The sequence below is a fragment of the Acidithiobacillus sp. genome (assembly GCF_027322205.1).
Taxonomy (GTDB): domain Bacteria; phylum Pseudomonadota; class Gammaproteobacteria; order Acidithiobacillales; family Acidithiobacillaceae; genus Acidithiobacillus.
The window spans coordinates 1-22,913 of sequence record NZ_DAHVHY010000032.1; the positions used below are offsets into that span (position 1 = coordinate 1).

18 protein-coding genes and 1 pseudogene are annotated in these 22,913 nt (G+C 57.9%); 6 read left to right on the forward strand and 13 right to left on the reverse strand.

Features of this window, described 5'->3' with window-relative positions; all coding sequences use genetic code 11:
• Positions 1 to 560: 560 nt before the first annotated feature.
• Positions 561 to 1,952, reverse strand: a complete 1,392-nt coding sequence (locus M7F93_RS06600) for an MFS transporter (RefSeq protein ID WP_298170939.1) — start codon at positions 1,950 to 1,952, stop codon at positions 561 to 563.
• Between the two features lie 426 nt (positions 1,953 to 2,378).
• On the opposite strand from M7F93_RS06600, the gene M7F93_RS06605 reads away from it, so the two are divergent.
• Positions 2,379 to 3,422, forward strand: coding sequence for an AI-2E family transporter (locus M7F93_RS06605; RefSeq protein WP_298170942.1), 1,044 nt, complete (start codon positions 2,379 to 2,381; stop codon positions 3,420 to 3,422).
• A 4-nt stretch (positions 3,423 to 3,426) separates the two neighbouring features.
• The gene (hemG, locus tag M7F93_RS06610; protein WP_298170945.1) at positions 3,427 to 4,767 is read left to right on the forward strand and encodes a protoporphyrinogen oxidase; all 1,341 of its coding nucleotides are present in this window, start codon (positions 3,427 to 3,429) and stop codon (positions 4,765 to 4,767) included.
• A gap of 13 nt (positions 4,768 to 4,780) precedes the next feature.
• Here the strand turns inward: hemG and M7F93_RS06615 are convergent, their stop codons facing one another.
• The 8 genes from M7F93_RS06615 to M7F93_RS06650 form a co-directional block, all read right to left on the reverse strand.
• The gene (locus tag M7F93_RS06615; protein WP_298170948.1) at positions 4,781 to 5,632 is read right to left on the reverse strand and encodes a L,D-transpeptidase family protein; all 852 of its coding nucleotides are present in this window, start codon (positions 5,630 to 5,632) and stop codon (positions 4,781 to 4,783) included.
• A 90-nt stretch (positions 5,633 to 5,722) separates the two neighbouring features.
• Complete coding sequence (gene recG, locus M7F93_RS06620) at positions 5,723 to 7,777, reverse strand: ATP-dependent DNA helicase RecG (RefSeq protein ID WP_298170950.1); 2,055 nt, start codon at positions 7,775 to 7,777, stop codon at positions 5,723 to 5,725.
• A gap of 1 nt (position 7,778) precedes the next feature.
• Positions 7,779 to 7,994: a DUF1858 domain-containing protein gene (locus M7F93_RS06625; protein WP_298170953.1), complete on the reverse strand. Its 216-nt coding sequence runs from the start codon at positions 7,992 to 7,994 to the stop codon at positions 7,779 to 7,781.
• A 1-nt stretch (position 7,995) separates the two neighbouring features.
• Positions 7,996 to 8,385 carry a Rid family detoxifying hydrolase gene (locus M7F93_RS06630; protein WP_298170956.1) on the reverse strand — a complete coding sequence of 130 codons (390 nt, stop codon included), beginning with the start codon at positions 8,383 to 8,385 and terminating at the stop codon, positions 7,996 to 7,998.
• Positions 8,386 to 8,400: 15 nt separating this feature from the next.
• Positions 8,401 to 10,683 carry a RelA/SpoT family protein gene (locus M7F93_RS06635; protein WP_298170959.1) on the reverse strand — a complete coding sequence of 761 codons (2,283 nt, stop codon included), beginning with the start codon at positions 10,681 to 10,683 and terminating at the stop codon, positions 8,401 to 8,403.
• A complete protein-coding gene (gene rpoZ / locus M7F93_RS06640) occupies positions 10,667 to 10,942 on the reverse strand; it encodes a DNA-directed RNA polymerase subunit omega (protein WP_298170961.1) in 276 nt (91 codons plus the stop codon). The genes M7F93_RS06635 and rpoZ overlap by 17 nt, the downstream gene beginning before the upstream one ends.
• A gap of 24 nt (positions 10,943 to 10,966) precedes the next feature.
• Entirely contained in the window at positions 10,967 to 11,605 is a 639-nt protein-coding gene (gmk, locus tag M7F93_RS06645) for a guanylate kinase (RefSeq protein WP_298170964.1), read from the reverse strand.
• A 6-nt stretch (positions 11,606 to 11,611) separates the two neighbouring features.
• On the reverse strand, positions 11,612 to 12,469 hold the full coding sequence (locus M7F93_RS06650; protein ID WP_298170966.1) for a YicC/YloC family endoribonuclease: 858 nt from the start codon (positions 12,467 to 12,469) through the stop codon (positions 11,612 to 11,614).
• 256 nt (positions 12,470 to 12,725) lie between these two features.
• Between M7F93_RS06650 and M7F93_RS06655 the strand changes: the two genes are divergently transcribed.
• Positions 12,726 to 13,088, forward strand: a complete 363-nt coding sequence (locus M7F93_RS06655) for a hypothetical protein (RefSeq protein WP_298170969.1) — start codon at positions 12,726 to 12,728, stop codon at positions 13,086 to 13,088.
• 224 nt (positions 13,089 to 13,312) lie between these two features.
• Here the strand turns inward: M7F93_RS06655 and M7F93_RS06660 are convergent, their stop codons facing one another.
• The 4 genes from M7F93_RS06660 to M7F93_RS06675 all read right to left on the reverse strand — a co-directional run bounded on the left by M7F93_RS06660 (position 13,313) and on the right by M7F93_RS06675 (position 18,495).
• Positions 13,313 to 15,631, reverse strand: a complete 2,319-nt coding sequence (locus tag M7F93_RS06660; protein WP_298170972.1) for a nitric oxide reductase activation protein NorD — start codon at positions 15,629 to 15,631, stop codon at positions 13,313 to 13,315.
• Positions 15,632 to 15,683: 52 nt separating this feature from the next.
• Positions 15,684 to 16,487, reverse strand: a complete 804-nt coding sequence (locus M7F93_RS06665) for a CbbQ/NirQ/NorQ/GpvN family protein (protein ID WP_298170975.1) — start codon at positions 16,485 to 16,487, stop codon at positions 15,684 to 15,686.
• A 150-nt stretch (positions 16,488 to 16,637) separates the two neighbouring features.
• Positions 16,638 to 16,994, reverse strand: a complete 357-nt coding sequence (locus tag M7F93_RS06670; RefSeq protein WP_298170977.1) for a ribulose bisphosphate carboxylase small subunit — start codon at positions 16,992 to 16,994, stop codon at positions 16,638 to 16,640.
• 79 nt (positions 16,995 to 17,073) lie between these two features.
• Positions 17,074 to 18,495: a form I ribulose bisphosphate carboxylase large subunit gene (locus M7F93_RS06675; protein WP_298170980.1), complete on the reverse strand. Its 1,422-nt coding sequence runs from the start codon at positions 18,493 to 18,495 to the stop codon at positions 17,074 to 17,076.
• Between the two features lie 366 nt (positions 18,496 to 18,861).
• Here M7F93_RS06675 and M7F93_RS06680 point away from each other — a divergent pair, with 366 nt between their 5' ends.
• From M7F93_RS06680 to M7F93_RS06690, 3 genes and pseudogenes are all read left to right on the forward strand, one after another.
• Entirely contained in the window at positions 18,862 to 21,603 is a 2,742-nt protein-coding gene (locus M7F93_RS06680) for an endo alpha-1,4 polygalactosaminidase (RefSeq protein ID WP_298170983.1), read from the forward strand.
• Positions 21,581 to 22,423, forward strand: coding sequence for a hypothetical protein (locus M7F93_RS06685; protein ID WP_298170986.1), 843 nt, complete (start codon positions 21,581 to 21,583; stop codon positions 22,421 to 22,423). Before M7F93_RS06680 ends, M7F93_RS06685 begins: the two co-directional genes overlap by 23 nt.
• A pseudogene (locus M7F93_RS06690) lies at positions 22,420 to 22,913 on the forward strand (tetratricopeptide repeat protein); the annotation flags it as partial. The gene M7F93_RS06685 and the pseudogene M7F93_RS06690, both read left to right, overlap by 4 nt.

Genomic DNA, 22,913 nt, shown 5'->3' on the forward strand with positions numbered 1-22,913 from the left:
CTGGTCGTGGTCGGTGTGCGCAGGGCACCTCCCATGTAGGCACCTTCCCACCGCAGCAACAATGCCAGAGATTCATTCCGGTCAAACCGGGCGCTGAGTGTGCTCCATAGAATGCGCCGCATGCGAGATTGGTTGTCCATAATTTTTCCACACGCTCCATATCAGAGTACTTAACCGCTGGAGAATTAGCCATGGCGATATTGCTTTGGAACACAATATCGAGGTTTAGCGTGGTTCCTGCACCACGTACATATGGTACTATACAATAAGACATTGTTATAAAACTACCCCCATCACAGTAGATTTGTTCCCTATCGTCCTCAATCTATTTAGTCGTTGCTTCGCCGGAACTCTTACAGACTCACGGCAAGGCTGCTCATCAGATCAGGGAAGGATGCACCAGATCCCACCCAAAAACACCAGAACGAACAGATGGTTGAACAGATTGATTTGCAGTGCTATGCGGGATAAACGGATTCGGGCAGACGGGTATCGGTAGGTCGTGTAGAGGGTGCCATGGCCGTTACCCAGAAGAAACGCGCATTGCGCCCTGCCACCCATTAGCAGTCAGATGTCAACACGTCTAGAATTGCCTTCTCATCATAGACCTTGCTATCCACCTTACAGTAGACCGCCGCTTCATCGGTGAAAATAGCCACTTCCGCCACACCTGGTAGTTGCAGCAGACGCTCCTGCAAGTTTTCTTGCACCGACGCCGTCAGAGAGAGTGGAAAAATACGGGTAGCCAGATAACGGGGGTGCTGCATGGTAAGAGCTACCACCAGCCAAATCCCATAGATAACGGCTACTGCCCAAAAAATATCACTGTAATTATGCTGTCCCGGTATATAAAGCAGGCCGCCTAACAGACCGCCGCAAAACGCGCCGAGAAATTCAGACGTGGTGTACACACCCGTCGCAGTCCCCTTGGCCCCCGGATGACAGAACTTGGCCACCAAGGAAGGCAGACTCGCCTCCAACACGTTAAAACCAACAAAAAACAGAAACAACGCAACAGCAATCAACCACAAGTTATGTGCAGAAAAAGCCATCAACACGACTGAGACCAGCAAAATAGCGACAGCCAGAATAAAGACTTCCTTCAGTTTATGCTTAGCCTCGCCAACAACAATCATTGGCAGCATGGCGATAAAAGACAACAATATTACCGGCAGATACAACATCCATTGATCGCTCAGCGCCAGCAACGGATGATCCGGATCAATCAACACCAATGGAAGCACTACAAATATGGCCATCAAGCCCGTATGCAAAGAAAAAATACCAAAATCGAGGCGCAGCAGGCTCGGGTCACGCAATACCGTACGGAGAATCGCCGGATTCATTTCCACATCGCGATGAAACTGGGCAGGAGCCTCCGGAATCACCAGATAGAGCACCGCAATAGCCAGCAAAGAAAGGACCGCCATCAGCCAGAAAATGCCACTGACACCGATCCAGTGCGCCAACGGCGCCGATAGTATCAGCGAAATACTGAAGCTGATGCCAATGGTAATCCCAATCACCGCCATCGCTTTGGTCCAGCGCTCTTCGCGAACCAGATCGGCTGTCAGCGCAATGATTGCAGCGGCGATGGCACCAGCGCCCTGCACAATACGTCCAATGAGTAATCCTTCAATGCTCGTTGCTTGTGCCGCAATCACGCTGCCAATGGCAAAAACAACCAAACCCGCTGCGATAATCGGCTTGCGTCCCCACTTATCCGAAAGCTTGCCAAACGGAATCTGAAAAATTGCCTGGGTCAAACCATAAGCACCCAGAGCAATACCAATGAGCGCCGGATGTTCCAATGCCCCTTTTAACCCGTGTGCGTAAACCGAAAACACCGGCAGCACCAAAAAAAGACCCAACAAACGTAATCCGAAAATACCTGCCAGCGAAAATACGGTGCGGCGTTCGCGTTTATTAAGTGCGGCTTCCGCCTTTTCCATTTATCGATCTCCTTTCTGTTGAGATAAAAAAGCACCCATAGCAGAAACATGGCACCTATATGGATTGGGAATAAAACGTTCGCTGGCCAGTCCCATCCAGGTCAAAGAATGAATAAAAAGCACGCCCATTATCCCGATGCACCAGCAGCGTCCTGATCACTCCGCTGGTTCACGACATTGCTGCTGGAACAGCAACAGATACACCTGCCCCCTCTGTCTGTTATAACCGTGCCCATGAAAATCCCTGGCTCTCCCGTAATGCGGCACTCTGGTGGCGACCCTATATTTGTCTCTTTCAGAGCGCACGACTATACCGTATCTCCGGGGCCACCGACACTCCGATGCAGCCCTGTAGCGAAGCCGCACCGGACTAGGTTATCCTGACCTCATAACCGCTAAATACTGGATGAGGGGGCTTCGCGAACGATGCAACGATTTTTTGTGCTGGCCATCCTTATTCTGCTGGGCTGGCTGACGTATCGTCTCTCCCCCATCCTCAGCCCCTTTCTGATCGCGGGCATCCTCGCTTATCTCGGCAATCCGCTGGTGACCCGCCTGCAACGCCACCGAATCGGTCGAACCTGGGGCACCACACTGGTTTTCGTCCTCGTCATCCTGATCCTGGCGGGAATCACCATGGCCCTGCTTCCCGTCATCCGTCACCAGTCCCTGCTATTCATCGAATATCTGCAAAAATATGCAGCACTTCTGCAAAGCCAGATCATCCCACAGTTCTCCGCACGAATCGGCATCCACCTCGATAGCCAAAGTATCACCCGTTACGCCACCGCCAATGCCCAGAAACTGGCGGGGTGGCTGGGACGCAGTCTGCAGGTAGCACTGAGCTCCGGCTCCGGCCTGATCAGCAGTGTACTCAGCATCATTTTAGTGCCCGTTCTGGGTTTCTATCTGCTGCGCGACTGGCCACGCCTCATTGCCCGTATTGCCGCACTGATTCCCCCGCACTATCTGCCCATTTCTCGGCACCTGGCCAGTGATGCTGACGCCATGCTCATGGCTTTTTTGCGCGGGCAGCTCCTGGTGATGCTGGCCCTCGGCACCAGTTACGCCATTGGCCTCAGTATTATCGGCCTGCAAACCGCCATCCTCGTCGGTCTGGTGGCGGGACTGTTCAGCTTTGTGCCCTATCTCGGCGTCGTGAGCGGGATAGCCATGGCCAGCTTGGCCATGTATGTGCAAACCGGCGCTTTTTTGCCCATCCTCTGGGTACTCATCGTCTTTGGCATCGGCCAACTACTGGAAAGCATGGTATTCACCCCCTATCTGGTGGGGGATCGCATCGGCCTGCACCCGGTCGCTGTCATTTTTGCTGTGCTCGCGGGCGGCGAAATCTTCGGCTTTGTCGGCCTACTGCTCGCACTACCGGTCACCGCCGTCCTCATCGCCCTGCTGCGCCACGTACATGGCTGGTACCTGCGGAGCCCCTACTACCTGGGTAAGGAGTCATAACCCTATGGAAGACGTCATCATTATCGGCGCGGGCATTTCCGGTCTGGCCACGGCCTATTTCCTCCGCAAACAGGGCTGGTCGCCCTTGCTGCTGGAGGCAGGCGCCAAGCCAGGTGGCAAACTGCAGAGTCGACAAGAAGAGGGCTATCTGCGGGATATGGGGCCTAACTCGCTCCTGCTCAAAGGCCAGATCGTCCCGGAATGGCTTCGCGAGCTGCGCTTGGAAAAAGACATTGTCGAAGCCAACCCGCTCGCCAAGCGCCGCTATATCCTTAATCGCCATCGGCAGCCCGTCGCACTGGAACCGGGTGTGTTTTTCGGCGGCAGCCTGCTGAGTTGGCGCGGCCGCCTGCGTCTCCTTGGCGAGCCCTTTCGAGCCCCGCGTCGAGTGCAGGATGGTGAGGAAAGCGTTGCTGATTTTGTGCGACGGCGACTCGGGGATGAAGCACTCACCTGGCTGGTCGATCCCTTCGTCTCCGGCGTCTTTGCCGGCAATTCCACACGTCTTTCGGTACAAGCTACCCTTCCCCGCCTGGTGGCGCTGGAGCAAGACGGTGGCTCACTCCTGCGCGGCGCACTGCGCGCCAGGAAGAGAAAAACACCTGACACCCCGAAAACCCGTCTTATTTCCTTTCGGGAGGGTCTGCAGGTCCTCCCGCTCAGGGTCGCCAGCACACTCGGCGCGGCGCTGCGCTGCAACACCCCAGTCGACCAATTGGGTAACAGCGACGGCATTTGGCAGGTCAGCAGCGGCAGCCAGACCTGGCAAAGCAAACGGCTCATTCTCGCCCTGCCCGCAGGCGCCGCGGCCAAGCTGCTCGCACCAACGGACGCTGCACTTGCTCACGAACTGGACGCCATCCCTTATCCCGCGGTAGGCAGCCTGTCCATCGGTTTTCAGCGCACACAGGTAGAGCATCCGCTGGATGGTTTCGGCATGCTGATTCCGCGGGTCATGGGTCTGGAAACACTGGGGGTGCTCTTCTCCTCCACCCTCTTTCCCGGGCGCGCACCGGTGGATCAGGTGTTGCTGACCGCCTTTATCGGCGGCAGTCAGAATGATCTTGCCGGACGCGATGATAATGATCTGCTGGCAACGGTGTTACGCGAGATCGGTCCGCTGCTGGGGATTAGCGGCGACCCCATTTTCAGCCGCCGTCAGATCTGGCCAAAAGCCATCCCACAGTACGAAATCGGGCATCTGGATCGGGTAAGACGGATCGACGCCCTAAGCGCCCGGCACCCTGGGCTGTACTTCCGGGCCAACTGGCGGGAGGGCGTCGCGCTGGGCGACTGTATGGAAGCGGCCTGCCGGTTCAGTCAGGACGCCGACTGGCAGCACTGAAAACGCACTGAAGTCAGTGTGCTGCGGTTGGGGCGAGCGCCGCAACCAGGGTATCCATCGCCGTATCCTGGGGCTTCGTAACAGCCCTCGACGTCGCAGTGGTATTGAGTGCGGCAGCAGACTTATACCGGGCGGCAGCACTGACTGATTCAATATTGCGCCGAAATCCGCGGACATTCCCCACAATCTCCACGGGCGTCCCCACCTGCACCATCGCGGCGATTTGCTGCGCATCCCAGTTAGACAGCGCCACGCAACCAGCTGTCCAGCGTCCGGGGAACACCTTGCTCTGAGGGTCATCCGCAAATTGAGGACCCATGCCGTGAATGCCTATTTCACCACCCAGCGGGGTATTCTGCGGCGGTATCTGCCCTGTGTCGACGGCAGCGACAATGGCGCGATATTGCGCCTTATTGATAATGCCCTCACGCAACCCCCACTCCGCGTTTTGCCGGTTAGGGTAGGTCAACCCCATAAAGGGGCCATAGCGTGTGTCCCGGCTGACCCAACCGATGTGATAACGCCCCACCGGCGTGACGTCATCCCCTCGCGTTCGTTTGGGGGCAGCACCATTGAAGCCGATGGCTACCGGGTAGGTCGCCAGCACGGCATCACCCTTGTAAACCGTTAGGGAGTGCGTGGAAGTCGAAATGACGATATGCACCGCTTGGGCGACGGGCGCAGAGATTGCCGGAGAAACTACAGGCGCCACCGGCTGAACAACCGGCGGGGGAATCTGTGCGGCATAGTAGGCTACCGAGTGTACTGGCACCGAGGGCAGGTGTGTCGTCGTCGCACAACCCACCAATTCCAGAACACCCAGCACCGCTCCCAACAGTCCCCAGCCCTTGAATTTGCGTACCACTCCACATTCCCCCGAATGTCTCCACCCACACGATTTCATAATATACCGGAAGTCTGAGCACAAAGTCCATGATCTTCTGACAGATTCCCGCTAACCCACCTGCCCGTAGTCCAGCCGGTTCCCCAGCCAGCGTTGCACGATAGCCTGCGCCGCATCGGGATCTTCCCGCAGCAGTTGATCCGCCAATGCTGGTACGAAAGCCAGCAGGGCCTCGTCACGCAGGATATCGGCGACACGCATCTGCAGGATGCCCGTCTGACGCGTGCCGAGATACTCGCCCGGTCCACGCAGTTCCAGATCCTTGCGCGCGATGACAAAACCGTCATGGGTTTCGCGCATCACCCGCAAACGCTCTCGCGCCTTGCCATTCAGGGGGGGGTGATAGAGCAGGATGCAACTGCTCTGCTGCGCCCCCCGCCCGACCCGCCCACGCAACTGGTGGAGTTGCGCCAAACCCAGACGCTCCGCATGTTCGATGACCATGAGACTGGCGTTGGGCACATCCACCCCTACTTCGATTACCGTCGTCGCCACCAGAATGCGTACAGCGCCTGACTGAAAGTCCGCCATCACCTCCGCTTTTTCTGCGGCGCGCATCCGCCCGTGGACCAGCCCGATGGCCACGCCGGGCAAGGCCGTTTGCAGATTTGCAAAACTTGCCTCCGCCGCCTGCAATTCGAGGATTTCCGATTCTTCAATCAACGGACAAACCCAATAGATTTGCCGCCCTTCCTCCAACATATGTCGCATCCGCCCGATCAGCTCGGGCCGACGACTGTCAGGCATCACCAGGGTTTCCACGGGGGTACGCCCCGGCGGCAATGCATCAATGACCGACACCTCCAGATCCGCATGCACCGTCATCGCCAGGGTCCGCGGGATCGGCGTAGCGGTCATCACCAGCAGGTGGGGCATGGTGCCTTTCTCCAGTAACTGACGGCGCTGCTCCACGCCAAAGCGGTGCTGCTCGTCAATGATGACCAGCCCAAGACGAGAGAACTCCACTCCCGCCTGAAACAGTGCCTGCGTCCCCGTCACCAGCCCAAGCCTGCCACTGGCGAGGGCTTCCAGTGTCTCGCGACGGGCGCGCGGCGCGCGGCTGCCCACCAGATAACCCACGTCCTGGTCCAGCGGTTCCAGCCACTGCCGGAAGCGCGTATATAACTGTTCTGCGAGAATCTCCGTCGGCGCCATCAGCGCTACCTGATACCCGGCATCCAGTGCGGTCAGCGCTGCTGCCGCCGCGACCAGGGTCTTGCCCGAGCCCACATCCCCTTGCAATAAGCGACGCATGGGCTGACGGCGCGCCAAGTCGGCGTTAATCTCGGCAATCACCCGCTCCTGTGCTCCCGTCGGTACGAAAGGCAAATGCGCCAGGAAACGCTGCCACAACTGCCCGTTACTGTGCAGGCAAGGGGCATTCTGCATCATCCCCGACTGCTGAGTCTGACGCACCGCCAAATGATTCGCCAGCAACTCCTCCAGCGCCAGCCGCTGCCAGGCGGGGTGCTGCGGAGAGGGCATCTCGTCCGCACTTTCATGCAGCAGACGCAGGCCTTCGCGCAGACTGGGCCACTGCGGAGGCAGTCGATTTTCAAGGTAGTCCGGAAGCTGGTCGAGGAGGGTCAGGGCTTGCGCCACCCAACGCCGCCATTGCGCCTGGGTAATGCCGTCACTGCTGGGATAAAAAGGGGTGAGGTGACGCGGAGCCTGAAACTGCGGGACATCCGCCATCTGCCATTCTGGATGCACCATTTCGAGGCCGTGAAAGCCGCCCCGCAAATCTCCGAAACACCAGAGCTGCCGCCCGATCTGCCATTGCCCACGCAACGCCCCTACCATGTGAAAGAGCCGTATTTGCAGACGCCCGCTGCCATCACTCAAGGTCACCAGCCATTGTTCACGTCGCCCGCGCTGGTGATCGACACTGACAATCTCGCCCAGCACGGCGCACTCCTGACCGGGCTGCAAGGTCGCCATAGGGGATATGAGGCGGCGATCCTGATAACGACTGGGCAGATGAAACAGGATATCCTGGACCCGCCACAGGTCCATGCGCTGCAAACGCTGGACCAGCGCGGGGCCGACCCCGCGCAATGCCGAGACGGAACTCTGCAAATACAGTCCCGTCTTCGCTACCGCCATGCTAGTCGGTGCGCGGCAGGGCCTCGCGACGTGCCCATTCCGCGAGAAGTTCGTCGAGATCGACATGATGCATGGTGGCTACCCCCGCCAGCGTTTCACGCTCGGCGATGAAACACTCCCCACAATGAATGCCGCGTTCTTCCAGTAGCGAAACCAATGCCGGATGTGCCTGTAGCAGCACATGCATGGGCAGGGCAAGCAGTTCCGCGCGCTCCATATCAGTCCGCCTTACCCAGGGCAACGATACCATCAATTTCTACTTGCGCGCCGCGCGGTAATGCTGCCACCTGCACCACGGCCCGCGCCGGATAGGGTGGCGCAAACTCCGCCTCCATGGCTTGATTCACCTGCGCGAAGTACCTGAGATCCGTGAGGTACACCTGCAATTTGATGGCATCCTGCAGACGCCCGCCCGCCGCCTCGCACACCGCTTGCAGGTTATCCAGCACCCGCCGAATCTGCAGGGTGAAGTCGCCCTCCATCATCTGCCCGGTAGCAGGGTCCAGAGGAATCTGGCCCGAAAGATAGAGCAAGCCGTCATGCACCATCCCCTGACTGTAAGCCCCGATGGCCTGAGGTGCTGAATTACTCTGAACTGGAACTGGCATAGATTAAACTCCTTGTTAGCCTTTGACCCGTTGTACCCGGGATACCATCGGCAGGCTACGCAAACTCCGCATGATTTTAGCCAGGTGATCACGATGGTGCGCCTGTATGGTAAAAGTGATGCCCGTATAGAGTCCATCCTGGGGCTCAATGTCCACATGATCAATATTGGAATCTTCATCGGAAATCAGGGTGGCGATGCGGGCCAGTACGCCACGCGCACTTTCCGCCACCACCCGGATCGTTACTGGAAACTCACCCTGGGGGGCTTCTGGGTCCCACTGCACATCCACCCAACGGTCGCGGCGCTTACGCCACTCGCGGATATTGTGGCAATCGTGGGTATGCACCACCACACCCTTGCCAGCACTGATAAAACCCAAAATAGGATCACCGGGAATGGGTCGGCAACAGCGCGCCAGCGTCACCGGCATCCCCTCCGTCCCCCGAATCAGCAGCGGCTTTTTCGTGGCCCCCTCACGGTTGAGGCGGCTCGGTAACAACTGACTCACCGCCTGCCCCAGGCGGCGCGCCGTCTGCACCAGCTTCCCGCGGTCTTCCTCCTCGGGAAGCAGCTTGTGAGCCACCACCAACGGGAAGATCTCGCCCATGCCGATGGCGGCCAGCAGTTGCCCCTCATCCTGCGTATTGAACGTCGTCAACACCCGCCGAAAATCCGCGGGTTCCACCTGTTTCAGATCAGTACCCAGACTGTGCAGGGCCTTCTCCAGTAAATTGCGGCCCAGCAACTCGGCATCACCCCGCTGAATGGTCTTCAGGTAAGCGCGTACGCTGCTGCGCGCCTTCGCCGTTACCACCACGTCCAGCCAACCCGGCTGCGGGTGCGCCGAGGCCGCCATGATAATCTCCACCTTGTCCCCATTATTCAGGAGGCTGCGCAAAGGCACGTAGATGTCGTTGACCTTGGCCGCCACGGCCTGATCCCCCACATCCGTATGCACTGCATAGGCAAAGTCCACCGCCGTCGCCCCGCGCGGCAAGCTGAGAATCTTGCCTTTGGGGGTGAAGACATACACTTCGTCGGGAAAGAGATCCAGCTTGACGCTCTCCAGAAACTCCTGGGAATCTCCGCCCTGCATCTGGAGTTCCAGCAAACGCTGCAACCAGGCGCGCGCCTGGACTTCGGCATGCGCGTTATTGGTGCCCGTCTTGTAGAGCCAATGGGCCGCCACCCCCGCCTCGGCCACCCGGTGCATATCCTCCGTGCGGATCTGGACCTCGACGGGGTGCCCGAAAGGGCCTAGCAGCACCGTATGCAAGGATTGGTAACCGTTGGATTTGGGGATGGCGATGTAATCCTTGAACCGCCCCGGAATCGGCCGATACAGGCTGTGAATAATGCCGAGAACGCGGTAACAGGTATCCACGTCGGCGACGATGATCCGAAAAGCATGCAGATCGTGGATGTCTCCGAAGGACATCCCTTTCTTCTGCATCTTGCGATAGATGCTGTAGACATGCTTCTCCCGCCCACTGACCTGCGCTGCGAATCCTTCCTGGCGGAGGCGATCCTCCAGGGCGTGCTCGATCTTCTGAACGGCCTCCTTGCGGTTGCCCCGCGCCGCCTTTACCGCCTCATTGAGGGTATGCCAGCGCTTCGGATACAGATGAGAAAAGGCCATCTCCTCCAACTCGATGCGAATGGCGTGAATTCCCAGACGTTGGGCGATGGGGGCGTAAATATCCAGAGTCTCCCGGGAAATGCGCCGCCGTTTCTCCGGTTTCATCACGCCCATGGTACGCATATTGTGCAAACGGTCGGCCAGTTTGATCAGCACCACCCGGATATCGCGCGACATGGCCAGGAACATCTTGCGGAAATTCTCCGCCTGCGCCTCTTCGCGGGTCTCAAAGCGTACCTGACCGAGTTTACTGACCCCGTCCACCATCTCCGCCACTTCGGGTCCAAAGCGCTCGATGATGTTTTCCTTGCTGATATTGCAATCTTCAATCACATCATGGAGCAAGGCGGCTTGAATGGTGAAAATATCCAGTTGCAACTCGGCAAGAATGCAGGCGACCGCCACCGGATGATGAATATAAGGCTCCCCACTACGCCGGGTTTGTGCTCCGTGCGCGGTGGCCGCCAACTCGTAGGCTTCACGCGCACGCACCACCTCTTCAGGGGTCATGTATTGCTGGAGCAACGCGCGCAGGGGCGCGCAAGGATCCTCTAAGGCCGGAGAAACCGGCGGCAGACGCAGCACCTCGCCCATCGCTGTTGCCAGCGGCAGTCTCGGCACCATTGCACCCAGCTCGCTTTCACTCGCCAGAGACATCCTCAGCTCCAGCCGCTTCGCGGTTCGCCGCACCGGGGAAGTTGGGTAATGGTGGCGGCATCTGCTCATTCAGAATCGCCCGGCCCACCTTGCCGGCAGCCACTTCGCGCAGAGCAATGACCGTATTCTTGTCACGTCCCGGCTCCACCTCCGGAATCGCGCCGGAAGCCAATTGCCGCGCCCGCCGCGCCGCTACCAACGTTAATTCGAAACGATTATCTACATGATCCAGACAATCTTCCACTGTTACTCGTGCCATCGTCTATTCACCTTTTTATCAATATCAATTGCCAATACCGAGAAGATCCTTTAATCGTTGATGCTGTGCATACTGCTGATAATTCCGCCGCAAATGCTCGGCATGGACAATGCTCTGCAAGTCGGCTAACGCGTCCTGGAAGTGGTCATTCACCACCAGATAGTCAAACTCGTCATAATGCAACAACTCTTCTCGGGCTGCCGAGAGCCGCCGCTCAATAACCGCATCCGAATCCTGGCCGCGGTCGCGCAGACGTTCCGCCAGGGCGGCGATAGAGGGCGGCAGGATAAAAATACTGACCGCCTGCCCCGGTAATCTTTCCCGCACCTGCCGCGCACCTTGCCAGTCGATCTCCAGCAGACAGTCGGCCCCAGCGAACAACTGGCTCTTCACCCAAGGTTCACTGGTGCCATAACCATTGCCATGCACCCGGGCATACTCCAGAAACTCACCCCGCTCCGCCATGGCCGTGAAGGTCTCCATGGGAACGAAGTGATAGTCCGTTCCCTCTGCCTCGCCCGGCCGCGGGGGCCGTGTGGTGTAAGAGACGGATGTGCGCAATTGCGGGGTCGCCGCCACCAGCGCCCGGGCCAGACTGGTCTTTCCCGCGCCGCTGGGTGCCGAAATAATCCACAGGATACCGCGTTCTGCGCCACCCGTCATTGGCTTTCACTCCACATTCTGTACCTGCTCCCGCATCTGTTCGATGAGCACTTTCAGCTCTACCGAGGCAAAAGTCACCTGACTGTCTCCGGCCTTGGAAGCGAGGGTGTTGGCCTCTCGATTGAGTTCCTGCATGAGGAAATCCAGGCGCCTGCCCACTGCCTCGCGCCGCTGCAAGATACGCCGCAATTCGGTCAGATGGGTGTCCAGACGGTCCAGCTCTTCCGCTACGTCCTGACGTTGCAAGTAAAAGAGCAGCTCCTGCTCCCAACGCCCCGCGTCCACCTGCTGCGCCAGTTCCTGCAAGCGCGCCTGCAAACGTTCGCGCAGCGCCTTTTCCAAATCTGGCAAATGGTTGCGCAACGCTGCCGTCTGCCCGGCAATCGCATCCACACGATTCAGCAACAGTTGTGCTAAAGCAGCGCCTTCCCGCTCCCGCGCCTCCTGCAACTCGGCCAACGCCCGGTCCAGCAGCGCCAACACTTCTGCCTCCAGCGCCTCCACATCCGTATCTGTGCCAGACGCCTGCACCAAGCCCGGCCAGCGCAGCGCATCCCACGGATTAAACGCAGTCTCACCCAGATCCCAGATATCATTCAGTTCCCCATGGAGTCCGTGCAGCTCCGTCGCCAGTGCCATATTAAGGCGCAACGACCCTCCTGCCGCAGGCTGAAAACGCAACCAGGCATCCACCCGGCCACGCACCAGCGTTTTTTGCAAGCGTGCCCGTACCGCTGTTTCGAGGGCGCCCAAGCCCTCGGGCAGGCGCAGACCGACATCAAGAAAACGATGATTTACGGTGCGCAGCTCCCAAGCCAGCGCGCCCCAAGCCCCCTGACTTTCACAGCGGGCGAACCCGGTCATACTGCATATCATTTTGTTGGCTCCCCAGCACAATCCTGCCCACAGAAGAGCAAGCATCTCCCGCATAAACTAGCATATGGCCGCCGCTCCGGCGACCTCTGCACAAGCTCGCAGAGTACAGAATACCGAAAAGCGTCCTTGACGCTGCCAGAATTCCGAACTACACCTAAAAAGTATGTCCGTAAAAAACAGGGGCGCCGATCAACGCACCGTTCTGGCGGACCCGGTCATCATGACAACTGCGGGAGAATGCCACATGATTGCCACGGAAGAAATGCTATTCGAATGGGATGCATGGGAGACACGGGCGCTGGCGCTGGGTGTTGCGGAGGAGCTGGCCGAGTTAGGCAAAAAGGTCATGCGCGATGCCTATATGCAGCGCTGGCCCGAAGCCGTGCTGAGCGACTGCGGCTGGGATGACGATGGTTTTGGCATGCTGGCCTTGGCACGCGCCAAACCCGCTGAAGCTCGCCGTGATTGGGAACGGTTGTATGCGCACCATCATCGCAGACCCGCCTGCCCGGTGGAGACAGGCCAACATCGCAGTAATAAGGCCATGGTGCGAGCCACTGCCCCAATGCCGGTTCGCCCCCGGAAGCAGGAAGAGGGCAGGCTGTGAAATCTATAAATGTATCCAAAGCAAGTGCCAGAGGATGATGGGTAAGGAAATCGCACCAACGTAGCGGCCAACGATACGCCCTTGCCCGTTTACCAGTAGGGGGGTGTGGGCGTCAGCGTCACCTCGCTCCGGCACGGCTGTGGATCCACGCCATTGGGTAAAAACATAAAATCCTGCCAGCAGCAACTCAACCAGCCAGCGCTGGTGCCTCCCCAGTTTCAAAGCTACTGGGTCAGGCCCCCATAGAGCATGGGTAAACGTTCCGGCAAACGCTCGACATGATCAATTACCTGATAATTGCGCGCCCCGAAAATCCGCGACACATACTCGTCGGCGTGGGGATCCAGACTGAGGCAATAGGTAATCACCCCGTCCCGCTGCAACTCCTCCACCGCACGCTTGGCGTCGTAGCGCAGATATTGCGGATCGCGCACATCGATGTCCGCCGGTTCACCGTCGGTGATGACCAGCAGCAGCTTTTTACTCTGTCGCTGCTGACGGAGATAGTATCCGGCATGCCGCAGCGCCGCCCCCATACGGGTCGAGAACTTACCCGTCATGCCCGCAATGCGTCCCATAGCCGCGTCACCATATGCCTCATCAAAGTCCTTAAAGCGGTAATATGCCACATCATGCCGCCCGTCGGAATGAAATCCGTGAATAGCGAAAGGATCACCAATGCGGTTCATGGCATCGGCGAGTAAGGAGGTCGCATCACGGGTAAGCTGAAGGACTGTATCTTCCGAACCATAGACCTTATCGTTGGTAGACTCCGACAAATCCATCAGCACCAGCACGCCCAAATCGCGCACCTTGCGCAGTGTGCGCATGTGAATGCGGGTATCCGGGGCCAGACCCATGCGGATATCGACAAGAGCGCGTACCGCCGCTTCCATATCGATCTCGTCGCCATCCTCCTGCTTGCGCAAACGCTGCACGCCCTGGGGCTGCAAGGCTTCGATCAGATACTTGAGGCGGCTGGAAACGGGTTTGTACTTTTCCAGCACCTCACGTACGACAGTGACATCGCCCACGCGCGGGCGCCGCTCCAGCACCGTCGCCCAATGGGGGCGACTGGTCTGAATCTGATAATCCCATTCCGAATAATGGTAAGGATCGGAAAGCGGCTCCTTACCTTCCAACTGGTTATAGCTCAACCCCATATCTTCATAGGGAAAGAGCTCCGATTGCAGCACCCAGACTTCCTGTGCATCATCGCCAGCGAGTTCCGTATCAATTTCGTTGACCATCTCCATGACGTTGACATACTTTCTGACTTGCGCGCCAGGCAGGAGGGTCGCCTCGTGCTCCCAGTCGATTTCTTCAAACTCCCAGATATAGCGGTTGTCATCGCGGTAGAGGACATCGGGAATATCGGTTCGGGCGTGGTAAGTCACCTTCTCTTTACGCAGGCTGTCCGCCAGACGCACCCCCAAATCCCAGGAGAGCTGTGGATCGTCCCAACGCGCCTCGGCTTCCATAAAGGCCTGCCGACCTTCCTGCACCCAGGCGTTATCATCTTCATAGGCAGGATCAATAATGGCCCGCGCCAGCCGGGAAAACAGCTCTCCCATACTGGCGACCGGCCCAGCCACTGCCGTATGAAAAGGCAACCAGATAGCCCGGATCCCGGGGAAAGCGCGCATGGCCAGCGCCTCCACCCGGGCGTCCTCAAACAGACCGATTACCGCCATCTGTTCCGGGTTGAGTGCCTCAGCCGAAATAGCCTTTGGCATATAAGCAACATGCGCCGCCGCATGGGCTGCCACGGCGCGATAACGCGTCATCCCGTCGACGCCTCCCCAGTCGTCATAAGCATCGGGAATGTGGATAAAAATCCCCTCGATGAAGGGCCGGTAACCTTCGCGATCTTCAAAGTCACCGCTAGTAGGACGCAGGAAGAAATCCCTCCCCCACAACGCGCGCAGATACATGCGCAGGCGGCGCTGGATATCCACAAATAGCGTGCCTTTGCGCTCCTGCTGGAGCATGGCCAGCGCTTCCGGACTTTTTAGGGAAAAGTAGGCGATCTGCGCCTCAAAATCCGTGCGATGGGCGTGCGCGCCCCACAAAGCCCAACGACGCAGCCCCCCCAGGGTCAGATAACCGAAGAGCTGATCAATATGTTCCAGCATCGGTCGCACCGCCCGGGGTACTTGGGCCAGCAGGCGGTCCAGCATGCCGAGATAACTTTTGAAAAGCTCCAGATCGGCCAGACGATTGGCCGCCGTCGGACTGGTGGACACCACTGCCTCCAACACCGCGCCACTGGTCTTGGACGCCATCTTCATAACGGCACCCACCAACTCCCAGACGGCATCCTCTCCCACTTCGCGGGCGACGTGGGGGGCGGCATCCAGATAACTGCTCACCAAGCCATCGCCCTTACCCAGCGAGCGCATACCCATGGCGCCATCCAGGTATTGATCCAGACCGGCCGGACTGAAAATCCGGGCGGCCTCCTGCCAGTTACTCTGCAGAACGGCTTGGCTTTCCTCGCCAAAAACCTCCAGCAGTTCTGCATAATCTTCCAGACGTTTCATGCGTCCTCCGTGATCGTTGCGACCCCGTTTACTGCAAGGCGAACGTGAGAACTCAAAAGTAAGTAGTCACCGCTGCATCCAGGGCATCGCGCATATCCGGGTCATCGGTAATCGGACGCACCAGCGTCACCCGGCACGCCGCCTTGGCTTCGACACCTTTGCTGATCAGCGAGCCAGCGTAGACCAGCATCCGGGTGGAGATGCCCTCATCCAGACCATGTCCCTTCAGGTTACGGGCGCGCTCGGCGATGGACACCAGCTTACCAGCCACGTCCTTGCTGACACCCGTCTCATGGGAAACGATTTCCGTCTCAACCTCATGATCGGGGTAATTGAAATCCAGCGCACCAAAACGCTGCTTAGTCGACTGCTTCAGATCCTTCATGAGGCTCTGATAGCCCGGATTATAAGAGATCACCAACTGAAAATCGGGGTGTGCCTGGACCAATTCACCCTTCTTTTCCAGCGGCAAAATCCGGCGATTATCGGTCAGCGGATGGATGACCACGGTGGTATCCTGACGGGCCTCCACGACTTCGTCCAGATAGCAGATGGCACCCAAACGCGCCGCCATGGTCAACGGACCATCCTGCCAGCGGGTGCCTTGCGGGTCGAGCAGGAAACGTCCGACCAGATCGGAGGCCGTCATGTCTTCATTACACGCCACGGTGATCAACGGCTTACCCAGCTTATAGGCCATATACTCCGCGAAGCGGGTCTTGCCGCAACCGGTGGGACCCTTGAGCATCATCGGCATACGCACGCTATAAGCGGCTTCGTAAAGCTCTATTTCATCACCGGTGGCCCGGTAGTAGGGTTCTTTTTTGATGCGATATTCGGCCAGATGGTCGCTCATGAGATGGTTCTCCTCGGACAATCATTGTTGGACAGGGAAACACGGCACTTGACGGGAACATTCACGATAGCGCGAAGGCGTATCACCGAATGCTCTCGACAAGCGCCGTATCTGCTCAGCGTGAAGTGCCTTACAGATACGGCACGGGACTTATACGGTCTTGCCCCGATAAACCACCAGAGCGGCGCCCTGGGATTGCTTGTAGTTGTCATAACCAACAAGACGGACGTGATTATGGGGATTGGCCTTGTGACAGGCCTCCGCCTCTTTCAAGATGTGATCCACGTCGGTTTCACCGAACATGGGCAGCTTCCACATATACCAGTAGTGATCAAAGGCATTCTCCGGCTCGGTGTGCTCAATAGCCGGATTCCAACCCTTGGAGACGATGTACTCGACCTGATTGCGAATCTGCGCCGGGGTCAAAGCGGGCAAATAAGACAAGGTCTCGAACTTCCGGCTCGCCGGATCGGAGAGACGGGACTTGTAATCCTGCACTTCACTCATAAAAAGCTCCTAGGCATCAAGACGTGCCCACCGGAGCGGGAATCTAAAAGTATCCCGCCGGGGTACACGATAAACGTGCTTACTTGTGGGCGACGTCCAGCTTGTCGACGGTATCGAACTCGAACTTGATCTCTTTCCACGTTTCCATGGCCACCTTGAGTTCGGGAGAATGCTTGGCGGCGTCAGTGAGGACGGCCTTGCCTTCTTTCTCGATGGGTACACCGCGGTTGCGGGCTTCCACACAGGCTTCCAGCGCAACGCGGTTGGCAGCAGCGCCAGCCGCGTTGCCCCAGGGGTGGCCCAGGGTGCCGCCACCGAACTGCAACACCGAGTCATCACCAAAGATAGTAACCAGCGCCGGCATGTGCCAAACGTGGATACCACCGGAAGCGACCGGCATGACACCCGGCATAGAGCCCCAGTCCTGGTCGAAGAAGATACCGCGGCTGCGATCTTCCTTGATGAATCTATCCCGCATGATGTCGATCCAGCCCAGGGTTGCCTCGCGGTCGCCTTCGAGCTTGCCTACCACCGTACCGGAGTGCAGATGATCGCCGCCGGACAAACGGAGAATCTTGGTCAGCACACGGAAGTGGATACCGTGGTGCGGGTTACGGTCGAGCACAGCATGCATAGCGCGATGGATGTGCAGGAGCAAACCGTTATCGCGGCACCAGTTGGCCAGACCCGTATTGGCGCAGAAACCGCCGGTGATGTAGTCATGCATGATGATGGGGGCGCCAATTTCCTTGGCGTATTCCGCACGCTTGTACATCTCTTCCGGGGTCGGTGCGGTGACGTTCAGGTAGTGCCCCTTGCGTTCGCCGGTCTCCCGTTCCGCTTTCTCGATCGCCTCCATGACGAAGTCGAAACGCTGCTTCCAGCGCATGAAGGGCTGGCTGTTCACATTTTCGTCGTCCTTGGTGAAGTCCAGACCGCCACGCAGACCCTCATAGCAGGCACGGCCATAGTTCTTGGCCGACAAACCCAGCTTGGGCTTGATGGTGCAGCCCAGCAGCGGCCGACCATACTTGTTCATGATATCGCGCTCGACCTGAATGCCATGGGGCGGGCCACCGCAAGTCTTGACATAGGCGATCGGGAAACGCACGTCTTCCAGACGCAGGGCACGGACAGCCTTGAAGCCGAAGACGTTACCGACCAGCGAGGTGAAGACGTTGACCACGGAACCTTCTTCGAACAGGTCGATGGGGTAGGCGATGAACGCATAGAAGCAGGTATCATCGCCAGGAACGTCTTCAATCTTGTACGCACGGCCCTTGTAGTAGTCGAGATCGGTGAGGAGATCGGTCCACACCGTGGTCCAGGTGCCGGTGGAGGATTCGGCGGCAACCGCAGCAGCGGCTTCCTCACGATCCACGCCCGCCTGGGGAGTAATCTTGAATACGGCAAGGATATCCGTATCCTTGACGCTGTAATCCGGTTCCCAATAGGTGTTCCGGTAATCCTTCACACCCGCGCTATAGGTCTTGACGGCCATATGCCACCTCCATGCAGTTATCCGACGCCGGTGCCTCCGACGCAATCGCTACGTCTGCAGCGATGAAGTGACTATAGTGCCCACAAATCATAAACACTAATCAGTATTTATGATACTTTTCATAACCTATACATGATATAACGCGCCGTATTACCCGGACAACGCTCCGCTCAACGTTGCCGTTAACTAGATGGTGAACACGTAGCGCAGCGCCTGATTATCGACTAACATCCGTTGCATCAGCAAAGTACGTGACGGGTCGTGTGGTGCGTGGTTAACCTGCCTACAGCACGCGCCCGCCCGAGCAGAACTTAAGAAAAATTTGGAGCAGCCTGAACCTTGATGGCGATCAGGAAGGAGAAACAAATGCCTTGGTTTTTGCGTACCGCCCTGATCCTACTGGGTACATTGCTGGGTATGGCCACCGCTTTCGCAGGTCCGTCGGTGGGTTTTTACTATGGCAGCGGCCCGCTTCCTTCCGGTTTTCAGGATTTCGACTGGGTGATTGTCAACCCCGGACCTGAGCGACTGCCCGACACGTTCAATAGCCATCAGACGCCTTTCGCTTACATCAGCGTCGGAGAAACGGTTCCCGGCGATGATGCTTACCGCGACCTTCCCAGCAGTTGTGGCATGGGTACGAATCCCAATTGGGGTGGGGAAATTATCAATCTTGGTGACGCCAGTTGCCGTGCCTACCTGCTCCACAACGTGGTCGATCCTGTTTGGCAAAAGGGTTATCACGCTTTTTTTCTTGACACCCTGGACTCTTACGAACTGGTCAGCAAGACTCCGGAAGCGCTGGCCGCACAACGTCAGGGATTGATTGCTTTCATCAAAGCGTTAAAAACAGCGCACCCTGCTGCACAACTCATCACAAATCGCGGTTTCTCCGTGTTCCCGGAAATCAGGAAAGATATTGCCGCAGTCGCGGCCGAATCACTCTTTAACGAGTGGGATCAGGCAACCCAGCGATATCAACCGGTGCAGCAAGACACCCGCGAAGCTCTCCTGAAAGAGTTGGATATAGTGAAAGCCGCTGGCACCCCCGTAATCGTCATCGACTATCTACCAACCAAGATACAGCGTGCCGACTGGTGGGCAGCCGCGCAAAAGATAGCACATCTGGGCTTTATCCCTTATGTCACCAACGGCGAACTGACCGCGGTCGGTGCCGGATTACGCGAACCGATGCCGCGCCATGTCCTGATGCTTTACAGCAGCAACCAAAAAGTAGAGGACAGTTCCGCTTTTAGCTCCGGTGTCATGCCCCTGGAGTATTTGGGTTATATACCCGACCTGCGGTCATTAGGTGATCCGCTGCCCCCCGCGCCACATGCCGGCGAGTTTGCGGGCGTGATCGTCTGGAGCGACGGCGATCCCGTCAAAAATGTCAGCGCTTATAGCCAATGGCTGGAAAAGTGCCGTGCCGCAGGGATTCCCGTACTTTTCATCGGAGACTTCGCGGCCAGTGGTGATGATGCCCTGTACAGAAGCTTTGACATGGCCGCACCCAGCGGCACGCCGCCTGTTAATTTACAGGTCCAACACCAATCTCCGCATTTTGGCTATGAAATGCCCATCCGGGCGCGCATCCGTGATTTTGTAAGTTTGCGGGCGCCCGCGGACAGCCGGGTATGGCTGTCACTCACCGGCGATGGTGCCACCGAGGACGCCGCCGCCATTACGCCTTGGGGTGGTTACATTCTGGCGCCTTACGTTTTGGAAACCCTGCCCAATCACGACACCCGCTGGCTGGTGGACCCCTTCGCGCTCTACCGCGAAGCTTTGCGGCTTCCGCAAATGCCGGTCCCGGACACGACTACCGAAAGTGGCCGGCGCTTATTCATGGCCCATACCGACGGCGACGGGTTTGTGAGTCGTGCTGACTTCCCCCCCTATCATATTGCGGGGGAAGTCTATATGCACAGGATCCTGGAGCGCTATAAGCTGCCTTTCACTGGATCCATCATTGTTGGCGATCTCCTACCCGGCGACCGGGGGCTTTACCCGGCGATGGCACCGCTCGGGGTTAAAGTCGCCCGAGCGATATTCAAGTTGCCCTATGTCGAAATGGGCTCACACATGTGGTCCCATCCTTTCGAATGGCCAGCTATTGAGGCCGGCAAAGACTATCCGGGTATCAATCTGCCCGTACCCGGCTATCATTTTAGCCCCTATATGGAAGCGGTAGGCGCCGCAAAATGGATGGACAAACACTTGGCGCCACCGGATAAAACAGTAGTGATTGATCAATGGTCTGGAGACTGCGAGCCCGATGCCCGGGTGGTAGGCTTGGCTTATGAGGCTGGGCTGATGAACATCAATGGCGGGTCTAGCTACATCAGCAAAAAAGATCCCAGCGTTACCGCAGTGCCTCCGATTGGTATTCACCGGGGGCCGTACCTGCAGGTATTCGCGCCAGATGCCAATGAAGATTACTTCACCAACCAGTGGCTCGGCCCATTCTGGGGCTATGAGAACGTTATCCAGACCTTCGAGATGACCAATACGCCCCATCGGCTGAAACCCATCGATATTTACACCCACTGGTACACCGCGACCAAACTGGCTTCCCTTGCAGCGCTCAATAAGGTGTACGCCTGGGTATTGCAGCAATCCATTACACCGGTTTATGTCGACAACTATGCGCACATCGCACTCAATTTCTTCACCATCCATGTGGCGCGCCAGGCAGATGGCTTCTGGATCAGCGATGCCGATGCCCTGCGCGAGATGCGTATGCCCCCAGCACTGGGCACACCCAATATCGCCGCCAGTTCTGGCGTGGCAGGTTACAACAAGAGCCCTAATGGTAATTGGTACGTACATTTGGATGGCCGTGGATCGGCATATATATCGCTGGCCCCAGGAACGGACGATCAGGCGTATATACAGAGTGCCAACGCGTCCATCACTGCGTTTAATCCGCTTGGTCGCGGTTTCACGGCGCAATTGAAAGGATATGTCCCCATCCAGATGCAACTTAAAAATGTCCAGGGCTGCACCACCACCGTCAATGGCAAGGCCACCGTACCAGGTGCCAGAGAAGACATCCGCATTGCTGATCAAGATGCGAACCTGCATGTCCACTGTGACAAACCATAACCGTACCGAGCCGTCACGGCTGACTGGACCGCTACCATTGCTGCTGCTCCTCGTAGTGGTCTGCGCCGTTGCTTTGGCGGTTGCCATCCATCATGGCTGGCAACCGGAAGAAAGCAGAGACGCGAATATTGCCGTGGCCCTATCGTCGCGACTGCAGGCAGCAAAAATGCTCGCTGACAGCGGCCAGTTTGCCGCCGCTCAGGAACAGTTGGCGCCACTGCTGAAAGATTCTCATGGCGCCGCCTTCCGGGAGGTACGCTGGCTGTCCTGGCAACTACAATGGGAACAGACCATGGGCCTGCCCACAGGGAGTGCGGCGCGGGCTGCGGCATGGAAAGCCCTTCAACAACATACTCAGGGCATGGTCTCTCTGGGCGGCTGGACGGCGCAGGAATGGCAGACTATTGCAACCCGTGCTGCCGCGCTGGGCGATCTCCGCTTATCGGCAAGCGCTTGGGAGGAGGCGGCGCGATCATACCCTAAGAATGCCCTCTATTTTCGCCAAAAGGCTGCCGGCGCTCTGGCGACCGCCGGGAAGGGAGTGAAGGCCGGGATGATTTATCTCACACTCGCGCCCGCTGAGAAAGATCCCGCATTGCAAAGCAAATTTTTTCTAACCGGACTGAGGCTCATTGAAGGCGCAGTTGGAGCCAAAGTAGCGTTAGAACAGGGTCAAAATACATTACGCCAATTACCGCAACTGGCCAAAGAACAAAACATCGTTCTGCGTATGGCTTCGCTGGCCATGGCGGCAGATGAACCAAAGATCGCGGCGGATATTTTATTTTCCGCGTTGTCTGGCGGAATGGCATCCCCATGAAGCTGCTGAATATATGTTGCGTGGCCACCCTCTTACTCGGCGGTCTTATGCCGCTCTTCGGCTTTGCCACTGATTGGTGGAATGCACCGGGCAGCTTATCGAAAGATGCCGGGGGATGGTTGCAGGCGCGCAAGGCACGCAATGAGAATACCGATGCGTTTGCTGCGAGTCTGCAGCAAAGCCTCAAAACCGGAAAGGGCTTTTCATACCTGGACCAAGGCGGGAATTCGCCGACCTGGTATCATCCCCCTCTCGTCGTGGAGCCTTTTCCCGGCGCCTACCATGCAAAGCTTTATGATCTCGCTTATCAGGCTTTCTTGCAAAGCCACCAGCTTAGGAATGCCTATCGCGTGGCATGGACAGCGGTGCATAAGAATCTCGACAATCGCCACTGGCGGAAACGGCTCATTCAAGTGGCGGCATGGCTCGGCCAGCGCGAGGAGGAGCTTCGTCAGTGGCGCTGGCTGGCGGAACACGGAGATACGGCGGC

Bases quoted from the DNA above. Each gene is read 5' to 3' on its own strand.
- recG (WP_298170950.1), bottom strand. From the start codon at position 7,777: ATGGCGGTAGCGAAGACGGGACTGTATTTGCAGAGTTCCGTCTCGGCA.
- M7F93_RS06685 (WP_298170986.1), top strand. From the start codon at position 21,581: ATGTCCACTGTGACAAACCATAACCGTACCGAGCCGTCACGGCTGACT.
- M7F93_RS06650 (WP_298170966.1), bottom strand. From the start codon at position 12,469: ATGACCGGGTTCGCCCGCTGTGAAAGTCAGGGGGCTTGGGGCGCGCTG.
- M7F93_RS06675 (WP_298170980.1), bottom strand. From the start codon at position 18,495: ATGGCCGTCAAGACCTATAGCGCGGGTGTGAAGGATTACCGGAACACC.
- gmk (WP_298170964.1), bottom strand. From the start codon at position 11,605: ATGACGGGTGGCGCAGAACGCGGTATCCTGTGGATTATTTCGGCACCC.
- M7F93_RS06635 (WP_298170959.1), bottom strand. From the start codon at position 10,683: ATGTCTCTGGCGAGTGAAAGCGAGCTGGGTGCAATGGTGCCGAGACTG.
- M7F93_RS06655 (WP_298170969.1), top strand. From the start codon at position 12,726: ATGATTGCCACGGAAGAAATGCTATTCGAATGGGATGCATGGGAGACA.
- M7F93_RS06670 (WP_298170977.1), bottom strand. From the start codon at position 16,994: ATGAGTGAAGTGCAGGATTACAAGTCCCGTCTCTCCGATCCGGCGAGC.
- M7F93_RS06600 (WP_298170939.1), bottom strand. From the start codon at position 1,952: ATGGAAAAGGCGGAAGCCGCACTTAATAAACGCGAACGCCGCACCGTA.
- rpoZ (WP_298170961.1), bottom strand. From the start codon at position 10,942: ATGGCACGAGTAACAGTGGAAGATTGTCTGGATCATGTAGATAATCGT.
- M7F93_RS06680 (WP_298170983.1), top strand. From the start codon at position 18,862: ATGCCTTGGTTTTTGCGTACCGCCCTGATCCTACTGGGTACATTGCTG.
- M7F93_RS06630 (WP_298170956.1), bottom strand. From the start codon at position 8,385: ATGCCAGTTCCAGTTCAGAGTAATTCAGCACCTCAGGCCATCGGGGCT.
- hemG (WP_298170945.1), top strand. From the start codon at position 3,427: ATGGAAGACGTCATCATTATCGGCGCGGGCATTTCCGGTCTGGCCACG.
- M7F93_RS06665 (WP_298170975.1), bottom strand. From the start codon at position 16,487: ATGAGCGACCATCTGGCCGAATATCGCATCAAAAAAGAACCCTACTAC.
- M7F93_RS06625 (WP_298170953.1), bottom strand. From the start codon at position 7,994: ATGGAGCGCGCGGAACTGCTTGCCCTGCCCATGCATGTGCTGCTACAG.
- M7F93_RS06605 (WP_298170942.1), top strand. From the start codon at position 2,379: ATGCAACGATTTTTTGTGCTGGCCATCCTTATTCTGCTGGGCTGGCTG.
- M7F93_RS06660 (WP_298170972.1), bottom strand. From the start codon at position 15,631: ATGAAACGTCTGGAAGATTATGCAGAACTGCTGGAGGTTTTTGGCGAG.